This is a genomic window from Streptomyces katrae, from assembly GCF_000966975.1.
GTDB classification, from domain to species: domain Bacteria; phylum Actinomycetota; class Actinomycetes; order Streptomycetales; family Streptomycetaceae; genus Streptomyces; species Streptomyces katrae.
The window spans coordinates 1-14,712 of the sequence record NZ_JZWV01000462.1 but is presented as its reverse complement, the minus strand read 5'-3'; the positions used below and the strand labels follow the sequence as shown (position 1 = coordinate 14,712).

The 14,712-nt window shown below is 75.0% G+C and carries 12 protein-coding genes and 1 pseudogene; 9 read left to right on the top strand and 4 right to left on the bottom strand.

The window, feature by feature from the left end; all coding sequences use genetic code 11:
- Window positions 1–117: 117 nt before the first annotated feature.
- Window positions 118–1,122, bottom strand: a complete 1,005-nt coding sequence (locus tag VR44_RS17350; protein WP_045948418.1) for a hypothetical protein — start codon at window positions 1,120–1,122, stop codon at window positions 118–120.
- 659 nt (window positions 1,123–1,781) lie between these two features.
- Here VR44_RS17350 and VR44_RS17345 point away from each other — a divergent pair.
- From VR44_RS17345 to VR44_RS17335, 3 genes and pseudogenes are all read left to right on the top strand, one after another.
- Window positions 1,782–3,708 (top strand): annotated as a pseudogene (locus tag VR44_RS17345) (helicase-associated domain-containing protein).
- Between the two features lie 47 nt (window positions 3,709–3,755).
- Window positions 3,756–4,355 carry a DUF4291 domain-containing protein gene (locus VR44_RS17340; protein ID WP_045948417.1) on the top strand — a complete coding sequence of 200 codons (600 nt, stop codon included), beginning with the start codon at window positions 3,756–3,758 and terminating at the stop codon, window positions 4,353–4,355.
- Window positions 4,356–4,517: 162 nt separating this feature from the next.
- Complete coding sequence (locus VR44_RS17335; RefSeq protein ID WP_045948416.1) at window positions 4,518–6,161, top strand: DNA repair helicase XPB; 1,644 nt, start codon at window positions 4,518–4,520, stop codon at window positions 6,159–6,161.
- Here VR44_RS17335 and VR44_RS41280 read toward each other — a convergent pair.
- On the bottom strand, window positions 6,127–6,987 hold the full coding sequence (locus tag VR44_RS41280; protein ID WP_052713658.1) for a glycosyltransferase 87 family protein: 861 nt from the start codon (window positions 6,985–6,987) through the stop codon (window positions 6,127–6,129). The genes VR44_RS17335 and VR44_RS41280 overlap by 35 nt on opposite strands.
- A 100-nt stretch (window positions 6,988–7,087) precedes the next feature.
- Window positions 7,088–7,273 carry a hypothetical protein gene (locus tag VR44_RS17325; protein ID WP_045948415.1) on the bottom strand — a complete coding sequence of 62 codons (186 nt, stop codon included), beginning with the start codon at window positions 7,271–7,273 and terminating at the stop codon, window positions 7,088–7,090.
- A 467-nt stretch (window positions 7,274–7,740) separates the two neighbouring features.
- On the opposite strand from VR44_RS17325, the gene VR44_RS17320 reads away from it, so the two are divergent.
- The 4 genes from VR44_RS17320 to VR44_RS17305 all read left to right on the top strand — a co-directional run bounded on the left by VR44_RS17320 (window position 7,741) and on the right by VR44_RS17305 (window position 11,865).
- Window positions 7,741–9,726, top strand: a complete 1,986-nt coding sequence (locus tag VR44_RS17320) for a HelD family protein (protein WP_385873988.1) — start codon at window positions 7,741–7,743, stop codon at window positions 9,724–9,726.
- A 133-nt stretch (window positions 9,727–9,859) separates the two neighbouring features.
- A complete protein-coding gene (locus tag VR44_RS17315; RefSeq protein ID WP_045948414.1) occupies window positions 9,860–10,381 on the top strand; it encodes a MarR family winged helix-turn-helix transcriptional regulator in 522 nt (173 codons plus the stop codon).
- Between the two features lie 118 nt (window positions 10,382–10,499).
- Window positions 10,500–10,961, top strand: a complete 462-nt coding sequence (locus VR44_RS17310; protein ID WP_045948413.1) for a hypothetical protein — start codon at window positions 10,500–10,502, stop codon at window positions 10,959–10,961.
- A gap of 37 nt (window positions 10,962–10,998) precedes the next feature.
- The gene (locus tag VR44_RS17305) at window positions 10,999–11,865 is read left to right on the top strand and encodes an NmrA family NAD(P)-binding protein (protein ID WP_045948412.1); all 867 of its coding nucleotides are present in this window, start codon (window positions 10,999–11,001) and stop codon (window positions 11,863–11,865) included.
- Here the strand turns inward: VR44_RS17305 and VR44_RS17300 are convergent.
- Window positions 11,849–12,607, bottom strand: a complete 759-nt coding sequence (locus VR44_RS17300; protein WP_094191713.1) for a copper homeostasis protein CutC — start codon at window positions 12,605–12,607, stop codon at window positions 11,849–11,851. The two genes, VR44_RS17305 and VR44_RS17300, sit on opposite strands and share 17 nt — an antisense overlap.
- A 109-nt stretch (window positions 12,608–12,716) precedes the next feature.
- On the opposite strand from VR44_RS17300, the gene VR44_RS17295 reads away from it, so the two are divergent.
- Window positions 12,717–13,322 (top strand): HD domain-containing protein, encoded by a 606-nt coding sequence (locus VR44_RS17295; RefSeq protein ID WP_045948411.1) that lies wholly within the window; start codon window positions 12,717–12,719, stop codon window positions 13,320–13,322.
- A 95-nt stretch (window positions 13,323–13,417) separates the two neighbouring features.
- Window positions 13,418–14,638, top strand: coding sequence for a Cmx/CmrA family chloramphenicol efflux MFS transporter (locus tag VR44_RS17290; protein ID WP_045948410.1), 1,221 nt, complete (start codon window positions 13,418–13,420; stop codon window positions 14,636–14,638).
- Window positions 14,639–14,712: the final 74 nt, after the last annotated feature.

The following is a 14,712-nucleotide window of genomic DNA, read 5'->3' as shown; positions in this document are numbered from 1 at the left end:
GACCGCCCCGCCGAAGTCCCGACGCTCCCGGTACCGCCCCCCCCCTGTCCGGCCACCGCCCCGCGGGATACCGCCCCCGGGATACCGCCCCCGCCCCCCGCCGGGGCGGGGGCGGCCCTACCGCCGTCGGCTCCGCCAGGCCAGGTATGCCGCCAGGGTGGCGCCCGCAGTGCGGGCCAGGGTGGGCCACATCGCCTGGAAGGCCGGGCCCAGCTGCGCGGACGGGAGGGGCTCGCCCCAGCGGCCCGTGCTCCGCCCCCACAGCCACAGCACCGCGGCGGTGAAGACCCCGGCCGGGACGCCCAGGATCACCCACTTGCGCTCCCGCGGCCCGAGCACCCGGGACACGTACGCCACCAGCGCGCCCGCCCCGAGCAGCGGCCAGTACCCGGTCAGCGCACCCGCCCCCAGCAGCACCGCCGCCAGCAGGAGGAAACCGTGCGGGCGCGGGCGCGGCACCTTGGCGGCCGGCCCGGCCTCCGCCGCCCCGGGGGCCGGTGGCTGCGGCTCCTTGCCCCGCTCCCGGCGCTGCTTGAGGTAGCCGAGCAGGCCGGCGGCGGCGCCCTGCGGGGGCGTGGCCGGGGCGGGGCCGGTCGCGGGCTCCTCCTCCGTGTCCCGCCCGAGCAGCTCCGGGATCTCGATGCCGCCCGCGAACCCCTCGACCTGCGGTCCGCGTCCGGCGGCGGGCAGCCGCCACCAGTCGGGTTCGCCGTGGTCCGAGGACGATCCGCCGAGCTCGTCCAGCCCCGCCAGGTGCGGCGGCACGTTCCGCGGCTCCGGAGCGGGGGCTGCGGCGCGCCGCCGGTTCCCGCGCTGCTGCGGTACCGAGACCGGCGCGACGGCGGCGCGACCGGGATCGGCGACCGGGCCCGCACCGGCCTGCGCCGCCCGGCGGCCCACCGCGTCCAGGACCTCCTCCGGCGTGCCGAGCCGCTCCAGGACGGCGCGCACCGCCTCCGGCGTCTCCGGCTCGAACCGGGCGCGCCGCCGGTCGATCTCGTCGCGCAGCCCCGACACGAGCCGGAGCCGCATCCGGTCCCCCGACGGCAGCTGCCGCTGCTGCGCCAAGTCCCCGACCCGGCTCAGGTATTCGTAGACCAGATGGTCGCTCTCGATCCCCACGCCCCAGAAGGTAGCGCGTGCGGGCGTGGAGCGGCCGTCGGCGCAACGGATACCGTTGGCCGGATGGGGACCGGCCGACGACCGGCCGACGTGACCAGGAGGCGAGCACCGTGCCCGAGGGAAGTCCACAGGGAAGCGCCACGACGAACGCCCCGCGGGGCACGACGGCACAGCCGCCCGCCGGCACCGCCTCCCCCACCCCGCCCCCTCCGCGTTCCCTCGCCGAGGCGCTCCGCGCCCGGGACGACGCGGCGCTCACCGCGTTGCTGCACGCCCGCCCCGACCTGCTGAACCCGGTGCCCGGTGACATCACTCAGCTGGCCACCCGCGCAGGCACCCGGGCCTCCGTCGTCCGCGCGCTGGACCGCCTCGACCGGTTCGCGCTCCAGACGGCCGAGGCCCTCGCGGTGGCCCCCGACCCGTGCCCGTACCCGGTGCTGGAGGAGCTCCTCACCGGCACCGGCGGCGAGGACGCCAAGGACGGTGCGGCCCGCGACGCGCTCCCCCGGGCCCTGGGGACCCTGCGCGACCAGGCCCTGGTGTGGGGGGACGACGACCGGCTGCGCCTGGTCCGCACCGCCCGGGAGCTGCTCGCCCCCTCCGCCCAGCGTCCCTCCCCGACCGGGCTGGGGCCGACGGTCGCCGAGGCCACGGCCGGGATGTCGCCGACCCGGATCCAGGAGATCGTCGCGGCCGCCGGGCTGCCCCCGACCCACGACCCCGTCTCGGCGGTGGCGGCCCTGACCGGGCTGTTCACCGACCCGGAGCGGATGTCGGCGCTGCTGGACCAGGCCCCGGCGGAGGCGCACCAGGTGCTGGGGCGGCTGGTGTGGGGGCCGCCGTACGGGGAGGTGACCCCGAACCCGGCGCCGCCCGTGCGCTGGCTGCGTGACCGGGGGCTGCTGCTGCCGGCCTCGCCGCGCACCGTCGTGCTGCCCCGCGAGGTGGCCCTGCACCTGCGCGGCGGGCTCGCGCACCGGCGGACTGAGCCGGTCGCGCCGCCCGTGGGCGTGCACCGCGAGCACCGTCCACAGCTTGTGGACGCGAACGCCGCCGGGCAGGCACTGGCCGCGCTGGCCACCGTCGAGGAGCTGGTGAAGTCCTGGGAGCACACCGGTCCGCTGGTGCTGCGGGCGGGCGGGCTGGCCGTACGCGACCTCAAGCGGACGGCGTCGGCCCTGGACACCACCGAGCAGGCGGCCGCGTTCTGGATCGAACTCGCCTACGCGGCCGGGCTGCTGGCCAGCGACGGCGAGGCCGACGAGCGGTACGCGCCGACCCCCGCCTTCGACGACTGGTGCGAACTGCCGCCCGCCGAACGCTGGTCGGCGCTGGCCTCGGCCTGGCTGGCCGCCACCCGCACCGCCGGGATGGTCGGCGAGCAGGACACCAAGGGCCGCACCCTCGCGGCGCTCGGCCCCGACCTGGACCGCTCACCCGCGCCGGAGGTGCGCCGCCGGGTCCTGGAACTCCTCGCCGCCCTGCCCGAGGGCGGCTCGCCCGCCCCGGACGCGCTGCTGGAGCGGCTCGCGTGGGAGCGCCCGGAGCGCGGTACGAGCGACCTGCGGGCCCGCCTCGCGCACTGGACCCTGCACGACGCCGAGGTGCTGGGCGTCACCGGCCGGGGCGCGCTCAGCGCGTTCGGCCGGGCCCTGCTGGAGGGCCGCGACCCGGCGCCGCTGCTGGCGCCAGGCCGACCTGACGGCGGTGGCGCCCGGACCGCTGCGCCGGCCGCTCGGCGATGTGCTGGCGGTGCTGGCGGACGTGGAGTCCAAGGGCGGGGCGACGGTGTACCGGTTCACCCCGGGTTCGGTGCGCCGGGCCCTGGACTCCGGGCAGACCGCCTCCGACCTGCACGCCTTCCTCGCCGAGCACAGCCGTACCCCGGTGCCGCAGCCGCTGGCGTACCTGATCGACGACGTGGCCCGGCGGCACGGGCACCTGCGCGTCGGCGCGGCCTCCTCGTACGTGCGCTGCGACGACGACGCGATGCTGGGCGAGATCCTGGCCGACAAGCGCTCGGCGGGCCTGGGGCTGCGCCGCCTCGCGCCGACGGTGCTCGCGGCGCAGGCGGAGCCGGGCGCGCTGCTCGACGGGCTGCGGGCCATGGGCTACGCCCCGGCGGCGGAGTCCCGTACGGGTGATGTGCTGGTGGCGCGGGCGGCCGCGTACCGCACGCCGGAGCGCACGGCGCCGGTGCCGGTGCCGGACGGGCCGCCGGTGCCGGACGCGACGCTGCTGGGCGCGGCGGTACGGGCGATCCGGGCGGGCGACCTGGCGGCGACGGCGGTCCGCAAGGAGCCGGCCGGGCAGCCGGCCGGGCAGTCGGCCGCGCCGGCGCCGGGCGAGCTGCCCCGCACGAGCGCGGCGGAGACCCTGGCGACGGTGCAGGCGGCCGCGCTGACCGGTTCGGCGGTGTGGATCGGGTACGTCAACGCCGAGGGGGCGGCGAGCCAGCGGGTCATCGCCCCGGTGCGGGTGGAGGGCGGCTTCGTCACCGGCTACGACCACACGGCGGACGAGGTGCGCACCTACGCCCTGCACCGGATCACGGGGGTGGCGGAGCTGGCGGAGGACCAGGTGTAGGGGAAAACCCCTGGCGGGAGGGGGTGCTGGGACCGCACCCTGGGCCCATGCAGGAAGCCCCGGAAACCCCCACGCGCCAGATCCGCGCCGTCCACACCGCCACCACCCTGACGGTGTACCAGGCGTACTCCCCCGCCCTGGGCCTCCCGGCGGCCCGCGACGGCCGTTTCCCGCCCGCCTGGAAGCGGGAGCGGATGACGTGGATCAAGCCGTCGTTCCTGTGGATGATGTACCGCTGCGGCTGGGCCACGAAGGAGGGCCAGGAGACCGTGCTGGCCGTGGAGATCAGCCGGGAGGGCTTCGACGGGGCCCTCGCGGAGGCCTGCCTGTCGCACTACGCGCCGAAGGTGCACGCCGACCGCGCGGACTGGAAGAAGACCCTGTCCCGCTCCCCGGTCCGCGTCCAGTGGGACCCCGAGCGCGACCCGCACCTGAACCCGCTGCCCTACCGGTCCCTCCAGCTGGGCCTGTCGGGCCCGGCGTCGCGCGCCTACGCCGACGAGTGGACGGTGTCCATCCGCGACGTCACCCCGCTGGTCCGCGAGATCCACGGCCTGCTGCGCGCCGGCGACACCGAGGCGGCCCGCGCCCTGCTCCCGGTGGAGACCCCGTACCCGTCGGGGCCGCTGCCTCACCTCGGCGCGTAGCCGGCCGTCCCCTCGGTGGAGGGCCACGCCTCGCGCGGCCGCCGTCGGCGCCTTTTCCCCGGCCTGCCCGGCGGGACCCCCGCGCCCGCGGCGGGATGCGGCAGACTGGAGGTTTGGCCGCCCGCGCCCGGGCGGCCGCCACCCGCCGGAAAGGGACCAGGCGTGAACGGGCCTCTCATCGTCCAGAGCGACAAAACCCTCCTCCTGGAGGTCGACCACGAGCTCGCCGGTGCCGCGCGCCGGGCCATCGCCCCGTTCGCCGAGCTGGAGCGGGCACCCGAGCACATCCACACCTACCGGATCACCCCGCTGGGGCTGTGGAACGCGCGGGCCGCCGGGCACGACGCCGAGCAGGTCGTCGACGCGCTCGTGGAGTTCTCCCGCTACCCCGTCCCGCACGCGCTCCTCGTCGACGTGGCCGAGACGATGGCCCGCTACGGGCGGCTCACCCTCTCCAAGCACCCCGTCCACGGGCTGGTGCTGACCAGCACGGACCGGCCCGTGCTGGAGGAGATCCTGCGGTCGAAGCGGATCACGCCGCTGGTCGGGGCGCGGATCGACGCCGACACGGTGGCCGTGCACCCGTCGGAGCGCGGGCAGATCAAGCAGACGCTGCTCAAGCTGGGCTGGCCGGCCGAGGACCTCGCCGGGTACGTGGACGGCGAGGCGCACCCGATCGAGCTGGAGGAGAACGGCTGGGCGCTGCGGCCGTACCAGGCGCAGGCGGTCGAGGGGTTCTGGCACGGCGGGTCCGGGGTGGTCGTGCTGCCGTGTGGTGCGGGCAAGACGCTGGTCGGGGCCGGGGCGATGGCGAAGGCCAAGGCGACGACGCTGATCCTGGTGACGAACACGGTCTCCGCGCGGCAGTGGAAGCACGAGCTGGTCAGGCGGACCTCGCTGACGGAGGAGGAGATCGGCGAGTACTCGGGTACGCGCAAGGAGATCCGGCCCGTCACGATCGCCACGTACCAGGTCCTCACGACGAAGCGGAAGGGCGTTTATCCACACCTGGAGCTGTTCGACTCGCGGGACTGGGGGCTGATCCTCTACGACGAGGTGCACCTGCTGCCGGCGCCCGTCTTCAAGTTCACCGCCGACCTGCAGGCCCGCCGCCGGCTGGGGCTGACGGCGACTCTGGTGCGCGAGGACGGCCGGGAGTCGGACGTGTTCTCGCTGATCGGGCCGAAGCGGTTCGACGCGCCGTGGAAGGAGATCGAGGCGCAGGGCTACATCGCGCCCGCCGACTGCGTCGAGGTCCGGGTGAACCTCACGGAGTCGGAGCGGCTGGCGTACGCGACGGCGGAGACGGAGGAGAAGTACCGGTTCTGCGCGACGACCGCGACGAAGCGGAAGGTCACCGAGGCGCTGGTGCGCAAGCACAAGGGCGAGCAGACGCTGGTCATCGGGCAGTACATCGACCAGCTGGACGAGCTGGGCGAGCACCTGGACGCGCCCGTGATCAAGGGCGAGACCTCGAACGCGCAGCGCGAGAAGCTCTTCGACGCCTTCCGCGAGGGCGAGATCAACGTGCTGGTGGTGTCGAAGGTCGCGAACTTCTCCATCGACCTGCCCGAGGCCACGGTCGCCATCCAGGTGTCGGGCACCTTCGGGTCCCGGCAGGAGGAGGCTCAGCGCCTGGGCCGGGTGCTGCGGCCGAAGGCGGACGGGCACGAGGCGCGGTTCTACTCGGTCGTGGCGCGGGACACGATCGACCAGGACTTCGCCGCCCACCGCCAGCGCTTCCTGGCGGAGCAGGGCTACGCGTACCGGATCATGGACGCCGACGAGCTGCTGGCCGGTGACTGACCGGGCCCGCGTCCCCCACGTCCCACGCGTCCTCCCGCCCCAGGGGTGACCCGGGGGCGGGGACCGGGGCCTCCGTCGCGCGGTGGCGGCGGCCCCGGAGGGCGCCCGCCGTCCTCACCGCGAGGGCGGTGAGCGGCGGGACGGCCCACACCCACAGCTGCTGCCAGTGCAGCAGCGGGGCCCCGTCGGCCGTCGGCGGGTGGTGGGCCCAGAAGTCGGCGGAGGCCTCGGGGAGGACGAGGGCGCCGAGCAGGGCGGTCCCGGTGAAGCCGGCCAGGGCGGTCAGGCCGGCCCGGACCCGTCCGGTGAGCAGCAGGTACGGGATGAACACCGCCGGGGTCAGGGTGATCCCGGCGGCGGTGCCCAGGGCGAAGCCCTTGCCGAGGGCGCCGCGCGGCCGGCCCAGGTCCCACAGGGCCAGGCAGGCCAGCGCCAGGTTGATCTGGCCGGGCAGCGGGCTCTGGAACAGCGGCTCCAGCCACAGCCCGGCGATGGTGGCGGCCAGGACGGGACCCGGCCGGGCGCGTACTCCCGCGAGCCGGCAGGAGAGCAGGACCAGCAGGGCGAGCAGGCCGCCGTTCCCGAGGACGAGGACGGCCTTGAGCACGCCGGCGGGCAGCCAGGCGGCGGGGGTGAAGAGGATCGCGGCGAACGGCGGGTAGCCGGCGGGCGGGTGCCAGTCGGCGGCGGAGAACCCGCTGAGGAGGGCGTCGGCGGTCGGGACGCGCAGGGCGACGCACAGCACGCCGAGGGTGAGCAGCGCCCCTGTGACCAGCATGCCGGCGAGGGGCGACGGCGAGCGGTCGGGATCGGGGCTGCGGGTCACGCGCGTGACCCTAGTGGATCAACGCGGGCCCCCCGCCGGGATCAGGCCACGCACCGTGACCGCAGGTCAGCGGCGCGGTCAGACGCGCTCAGCGGCGCGCTCAGCGGCGTATGACGCCCGCGTCCTCGGAGTACTCGCCGAGGACGACAACGCTCACGGCGGCGGTCGCGAAGACCTTCACGGCGCGCAGGACGTCGCCGACGCGGTGGCGGGGGTGGTGGGAGGAGGTGGCGGTGGCGCCGCTAGGGCGGCCGCCCTGGATCGGGGTGAGGGTTGCGGTGCTCATGTATCCATGGTGCGTTTTCTCCCCGCTCCGCACATCGGTCTGGAGAGCCAATCTCACAGGCCCCCGGCTCCTCCTCACGTCCCATGGTTTTCCCTGGGCCTCTGCCGAAGGTCTGACACCCCCGGGTATGACACCCGTACGGGTGTACCGGCCGCCCAGACCCCGGGGCCCGTAAATCCATTCGCGCCGGCCCCGCCCCCTGACTACAATCTCCGCTCTTGCCGCCTCCCGCCGCCGCACCGGGGAGAGCCGCCCACCGGACGGAAACCGGTGGGTTTCTGTTCCGCACCGAAGCCGCTGGAGGCAGTCCCGTGCCCGCGCACGCCCCCGACACCACGCCCGACGACACCGCCGCACCCGGCACGGCCACCACCACCCCCGTCGGCACCCCCGACACCGCCGACACCGCCGGCCTCCTCGGCCGCGAGCGCGCCCACCTGGCCGCCTCCCGGGCCGCCCTGCGCGCGATGCGCGAGGACGTCGAGGCCCTCGACATCCGCGACGTCACCGCGAACTGGGTCAACGCCGTCGTCCTCCAGGCGCAGATCGACGACCGCATCAAGGCGCTGGCCGACCTGTCCCACACCCCGCTGTTCTTCGGCCGCCTCGACTACCTCCACGCCCCGGGCGCCGACCTCGCCGAGGGCGCGGGCGGCGAGCAGTTCTACATCGGCCGCCGCCACGTCCACGACGCCGACGGCGACCCGATGGTCATCGACTGGCGCGCGCCCGTGTCGCAGCCCTTCTACCGCGCCTCGAAGGCCGACCCGCAGGACATCGCGCTGCGCCGCCGCTTCGGCTACACCGGCGGCGACCTCACCGCGTACGAGGACGAGCACCTCTCCGACCCGGCCGAGGCCGCCGCCGTCAGCAAGCTGCTCCAGCAGGAGATCGAACGCCCCCGCGTCGGCCCGATGCGCGACATCGTCGCCACGATCCAGCCGGAGCAGGACGAGATCGTCCGCTCCGGCCTGTCCGGCTCGGTGTGCGTCCAGGGCGGCCCCGGCACCGGGAAGACGGCCGTGGGCCTGCACCGGGTGGCGTACCTGCTGTACGCGCACCGCGAGCGGCTCGCCCGCACCGGCACGCTCGTCATCGGGCCGAACCGTTCCTTCCTGCACTACATCGAGCAGGTCCTGCCCGCGCTGGGCGAGCTGGAGGTGCAGCAGGCGACCGTGGACGACCTCGTCGCCCGCCCGGGCCTGGAGGTGCGCGGCAGCGACACCGCCGCGACGGCCGTGGTCAAGGGCGACGCCCGGATGGCGGAGGTGCTGCGCCGCGCGGTCCGCTCCCACGTCACCGCGCCGGCCGAGCCGCTGATGGTGGTCCGCGGATCGCGCCGCTGGCGGGTGCCCGCGTACGAGCTGGAGGAGATCGTCACCGAGCTCCAGAACCGCGACATCCGCTACGGCGCCGCCCGCGACGCGCTGCCGCAGCGGATCGCGCACGCCGTCCTCGTCCGCATGGAGCAGGCGGGCGAGGCGCCCGACGACCGGGTGCAGGACGCGGTGGCCCGCAACGCGGCGGTGAAGGCGGCCGTCAAGGCGATCTGGCCGCTGGTCGAACCGGCGAAGCTGGTCCTGCGGCTGCTGTCGGACCCGGAGTTCCTGGCGGAGCACGCCGAGGGGGTCCTGACGGAGGACGAGCAGAAGCTGCTGCTGTGGCCGAAGCCGTTCCGGAGCGTGAAGTCGGCGAAGTGGTCGGCGGCGGACCTCGTCCTCATCGACGAGGCCGCCGACCTGGTGGAGCGGACGCACTCGCTCGGGCACGTCGTCGTCGACGAGGCGCAGGACCTGTCGCCGATGCAGTACCGGGCGGTGGGACGCCGCTGCACGACGGGCTCGGCGACGGTACTGGGCGACCTCGCGCAGGGCACGACCCCGTGGGCCACCCGCAGCTGGGCGGAGGCGCTGGCGCACCTGGGCAAGCCGGAGGCGGTGCTGGAGGAGCTGACGGCGGGCTTCCGCGTGCCGCGCGAGGTGATCGCGTACGCGTCGCGGCTGCTGCCGGAGATCTCGCCGGGGCTGGCGGCGGTGTCGTCGGTGCGTGAGACGCCTGGGTCGCTGACGGTGTCCGAGTCGGCCCCGGACGAGCTGGTGGCGGACGTCATCGGCGCCTGCCGGGACTTCCTCGCGTACGAGGGCTCGGTGGGTCTGATCGCGGCCGACGCGCGGATCCCGGTACTGGCGGAGGCGCTGGACGCGGCGGGGATGGCGTACCTGTCGCCCGGCGAGGAGACGACGGCCGAGTCCCGGCTGACGCTGGTTCCGGCGTCCCTCGCCAAGGGCCTGGAGTACGACTACGTCGTGCTGGACGAGCCGGCGGCGGTGGTGGACGGCGAGCCGGACGAGCGCACCGGGCTGCGCCGCCTGTACGTCTGCCTCACCCGAGCCGTCTCAGGCCTCACGGCCCTCCACGCCGCTCCCCTCCCGGCGGCCCTCTCGGCCGCCTGAGGCACGGCCGGCGGGCCCCCACCGCCGACCCCACCTCCGACCCCACATCCGACCCCACAAGGGCGAACTGTCCGAACGTGCCGCCGGTATCGGGGACTTGACTGGCAGATGGTTAGGCACCATATTACTTCCCATGAGTCACGAGGACGTGAACCCCGGCGCTGCACCCACGCTCGATCAGGCGCGTAAGCAGATCGCGCGGTACGGGCTTGAGGCCGACCCGCAGGCGGTGCTCGTCGCGGTGCGCCTGATGGCCGCCGGGGCGCGCCTGGACCGGGCGTCCGAGGTGCACTTCGCGCGGTCCGGGCTGTCGACCGGTCGCTACCGCCTCCTGGTGGACCTCGAGGACGGCGACGGGGAGAAGTCGCCGTCGCAGCTCGCGAAGAGCCTCGGCGTCTCGCGCGCCACGGTGACCGGCCTGGTCGCCGGTCTGGAGCGAGAGGGCCTGGTGGCCCGACGCGCCTCGACGGAGGACGGGCGTGGCGCGGTGGTCGTGCTCACGGCGCGCGGCAGCCGGCGGCTGCACGACATGGCGGCGGATCACTTCGCACGGCTTGAGGCGCTGGTCGGCGGGCTGGCCGCCGACGAACGCGGGCTGTTCCTCGACCTCCTGGAGCGGATCACCCAGCGGATCGGCGCACTGACCGCCGAATAGCCGCGGCACCACCGCCGCGCAGGGGCGGCCGCCTCGACCGCGCGGCGCCCTTCCCCACGCCCTAATAGTTAGCCTCCTAATCAAATAGTTAGCTTGCTAATTACTTCCGAGGAGTCGCATGAGCCCCCCTCCCAGTACCGCCCAGCGCGGTTCCGCCACCCGTCCGTTCACCCTGTGGAAGGAGGTCGCGACCGCCTACCTGGCCCCCGCGCTCACCGCCGGGCTCGGCGGATTCCTCAGCCGCCAGCCCGAAGTGACCAGGGCCGCCTTCACCTCCATCGGGGTCACGTCGGCCCTGGTGGCCTGCATCGTCGGCTCATGGCTGCACCGCCGCGGCCGGCCCCGGCTCTGGACGGCCGCGATGCCGCGACCGGTGCTCACCCTCGGACTCGCCGTGACAGCGGTCGCGATCGCCGGCCTGGCCGGATGGTTCGTATCCGACTGGCTGCCGTCGCACACCCCGGTACCCGATGCCCGATGGCTGCAGCGGCTGCGGATCGACCTGCCGCTGTCGGCCGGCCTGGCCACCACCATCGTCACCTGGCGCTGGCACGGCACGGCGTCCCGGCAACAGACCTGACCTGACCCAGCCCCTTCCCGCCCACGAAAGGCACACAGTGATCACCATCGTCGGCGCCACCGGCGCCACCGGCAGCGCCCTGCTCCAGCGGCTCATCGAACTCGAAGTCCCCTGCCGCGCCGTCAGCCGCACGCCCGACAACCTGCGCGCCACCATCGGCACGAACACCCCGGTCGAGATCGTCGGTGCGGACGCCGCAGACCCCCGGACGCTCCGCGACGCCTTCGAGGGCTCCACGCAGTTGTTCCTCGCCATGGCCAACAGCCCGCTCCAAGCCGAGCTGGAGACCAACGTGATAGACGCCGCGGCCCACCAAGGGGTACGGCACGTGGTCAAACTCTCCGCCCCCGCAGCCGAGCCCACCTCACCGGTGGCCATCTCGCGCAGCCACTGGCGGATCGAGGAACACCTGGCGACCACCGGAATGACGGCCACGCTCCTGCGGCCCTACGCCTTCATGCAGAAGCTGCCCCTGAACGCCCCCGCCATCGCCAGGGGCGTACTCATCGGAGCCATGGGCGACGCACCCTGCAACTACATCGACGTCCGCGACATCGCCGACGTCGCCGCCGAGACCCTCCTGCGCCCCGGCCTCGCCGGCGCCACCTACACCCTGACCGGCCCGCAGGCCTTCAGCCACCCCGAACTCGCCCGCCTGCTCAGCGAGCTGACCTGCCGCCCCGTCCGCTACATCGACCTGCCGCCCAGCGAGTTCTACGGCCACCTCCTGACCAACGCACACATGCCGCCCTGGCTCGCCGACCACGTGGTGGAGATCCAGCAACTGGCCATCGCCCGCCCGGAATCCCCCAACAACACCGTCGAGACCGTCCTCGGCCGCCCCGCCAGGACACTGCACACCTTCCTCGGCGAACACCTCCACGCGTTCACCCGGACCGCCTGACCGACCGCCCAACCGCCCGCCCCCCGCCCCTCACCCTTCTCCGGGACACCGGTCCCGGCATCCCGGAGAACGGCAGGAGGGCGGGGTGCGAGCCATGCTTCCGCCAGCCGGAGGGGCGGGCCGCGCCGCCGATGTGGAAGGCGTCGATGCCGGCCTCCCTCAGCACCGGTACGTGAGACAGGGCCAGCCCGCCGCCGACGAGGATCCGCGGCCCGTATCCCGGCTCGCCGCGCCGGCCCGCCGCGGCTTCCGCGATCAGGACGCCCAGCCCGTCCGGGACCCCGGCCGCCGAGCCGGCCGTCAGGTAGGTGTCCAGGCCCGGCAGGTCGGCCAGCGCCTTGCGCAGCCCGTCCCGGTCCGCCGCTCGGTCGATGGCGCGGTGGAAGGTCCAGCGGCAGCCGTCGAGCTCCGCGAGCACCGCCTCGACCGCCCCCAGGTCGGGGCTGCCGTCCGGGTGCAGGAACCCGAGGACGAACTCCTCCGCACCCTCCGCCCGCAGCTCCCGCGCGGTCCTGACCAGCGCGGCGACGTCGCCCGCCGCGAACCCGTCCGTCAGACGGAGCATCACGCGCAGGGGGATGTCGACCGAGGAGCGGATCGCCGCGAAGGTCTCGCGCGACGGGGTGAGCCCGTCGGCGGCCATGTCGGTGACCAGTTCCAGCCGGTCCGCCCCACCCGCCTGGGCGGCGACCGCGTCCTCCGCGTCGAGGGCGATCACCTCCAGGAGCGCACGGTTGCTCATGTGATCCCATCCTTCGGAACATAGGGAAAATAGGTCTAGTCCAATATCCAGGGTACGGGGCCCGGCCCACCCTCCACCAGCACCATCACGCCACCCGCAGAATGTCCGCATGACCACCCACACGGGCCCGGACACGGACGGGCTGCGCCGACGCTGGGCCGCCACCGCCGCCGCGGCAGGGGCCGACCGGGACCCCGCCCCCTACGCCGACCGCCTCCTCGCCGCCTGGGCGGAGCCCCAGCGCCGGTACCACACCACCGCCCACCTCGCCGACGTCCTCGCACGGGTCGACGTACTCGCCGCGCACGCCGCCGACCCCACCGCCGTCGAGCTCGCCGCCTGGTTCCACGACGCCGTCTACCGCCCCGACCGCTCCGAGAACGAGGAGCGCAGCGCCCCCCGCCTGGTCCGGCTGACCGTCACCCACGACCCCGCCCCCGGCGACACCAACGGCGAGGCCCTCTGCGACGCCGACCTCGCCGTCCTCGCGGGCGACCCGGACCACCCGGACGACCCCGCCGCGTACGCCGCCTACGCCGCCGCCGTCCGCGCCGAGTACGCCTTCGTCCCCGACGAGGCCTTCCGCGCCGGCCGTGCCGCCGTCCTGCGCCAGCTCCTCGCCCTGCCCCGCCTCTTCCGCACCCCGTACGGGGCCGCCCACTGGGAGGCCCCCGCCCGCCGCAACCTCGCCACGGAGCTCGCCGCCCTGACCTGAGACCTGACATACACCGCTGCCGCCCGGGAATGCGGCCCGCCCCGTTCCGGTTCGTCAGGAACATGTCCCCGACCTCAGCGAACGCCCCGTCCCGCATGCCCGTCGCCGTCTACGTCCTCGGCCTGTCCGTCTTCGCGCTCGGCACGAGCGAGTTCATGCTGTCCGGGCTCCTGCCGCCCATCGCCGAGGACATGCACGTCTCCATCCCGCGGGCGGGCCTGCTGATATCCGCCTTCGCGATCGGCATGGTCATCGGGGCGCCGCTGCTGGCCGTCGCCACCCTGCGCCTCCCGCGCCGCACCACCCTCATCGCGCTCATCAGCCTCTTCGGCCTCGGCCAGGTGGCGGGCGCGCTGGCCCCCTCGTACGGGCTCCTCTTCGCCTCCCGCGTGGTCTCGGCCCTGGCCTGCGCCGGGTTCTGGGCCGTCGGCGCGGCCGTCGCCATCGCCATGGTCCGCACCGACCAGCGCGCCCGCGCCATGTCCGTCATGATCGGCGGGCTGTCCATCGCGAACGTCCTCGGCGTCCCCGCCGGCGCCTTCCTCGGCGAACAGTTCGGCTGGCGCTCCGCGTTCTGGTCGGTCGGCGCCGCCTCCGCGATCGCCCTCGCGGGCATCCTGGCGCTCATCCCGAAGATCCCGCTGCCCGCCGAGAAGCCCCGCCTGCGCCGCGAGCTCGGCATCTACGGGGACCGCCAGGTGTGGCTCGCCGTCGCCGTCACCGCCCTCGCCGCGGGCGGCGTGTTCTGTGCCTTCAGCTACCTGTCGCCGCTGCTGACCGAGACGGCCGGACTGGGCTCGGCGTGGGTGCCGTGGGTCCTGGCCCTCTTCGGCGTCGGCGCGCTGGTGGGGACCACCGTCGGCGGGCGGATCGCCGACGGCCGCCTGTTCGGGGTGATGATCTGGGGCATCACCGCCTCCACCGCCTTCCTCACGGCCCTCGCCCTGCTGGCCTCCGTGCAGGTGGCGGCCGTGGGCCTGTCCTTCCTGCTCGGCGTCTCGGCGTTCTTCACCGCCCCGGCGCTCAACGCCCGCATGTTCAACGTCGCCGGCGCCGCGCCGACCCTGGCCGGGGCGACGACCACGGCCGCGTTCAACCTCGGCAACACGGGCGGGCCGTGGCTGGGCGGCACGGTCATCGACGCGGGCTACGGCTACGCCGCCACCGCCTGGGCCGGCGCGGCGATGACCGTCACCGCGATCGCCCTGACCCTGCTGGCCCTCCGCATCGACCGCCGCTCGGGCGCGACCCGCCTGATCACCGGCTCGACCGCCACCCCGTCCCCGACCGAAGCCCAGCCGACTGCGTCCCGCTGACGGCGACCCCGCTGCGCGGAGCCGATCCCCTACCCGCCCTTCCACCGTTCCCAGGGGCTCCGCCCCTGACCCCG

Bases quoted from the DNA above. Each gene is read 5' to 3' on its own strand.
- VR44_RS17340 (WP_045948417.1), top strand. From the start codon at position 3,756: ATGCAGGAAGCCCCGGAAACCCCCACGCGCCAGATCCGCGCCGTCCAC.
- VR44_RS17325 (WP_045948415.1), bottom strand. From the start codon at position 7,273: ATGAGCACCGCAACCCTCACCCCGATCCAGGGCGGCCGCCCTAGCGGC.
- VR44_RS17320 (WP_385873988.1), top strand. From the start codon at position 7,741: ATGCGCGAGGACGTCGAGGCCCTCGACATCCGCGACGTCACCGCGAAC.
- VR44_RS17315 (WP_045948414.1), top strand. From the start codon at position 9,860: ATGAGTCACGAGGACGTGAACCCCGGCGCTGCACCCACGCTCGATCAG.
- VR44_RS17310 (WP_045948413.1), top strand. From the start codon at position 10,500: ATGAGCCCCCCTCCCAGTACCGCCCAGCGCGGTTCCGCCACCCGTCCG.
- VR44_RS17300 (WP_094191713.1), bottom strand. From the start codon at position 12,607: ATGAGCAACCGTGCGCTCCTGGAGGTGATCGCCCTCGACGCGGAGGAC.
- VR44_RS17295 (WP_045948411.1), top strand. From the start codon at position 12,717: ATGACCACCCACACGGGCCCGGACACGGACGGGCTGCGCCGACGCTGG.
- VR44_RS17290 (WP_045948410.1), top strand. From the start codon at position 13,418: ATGCCCGTCGCCGTCTACGTCCTCGGCCTGTCCGTCTTCGCGCTCGGC.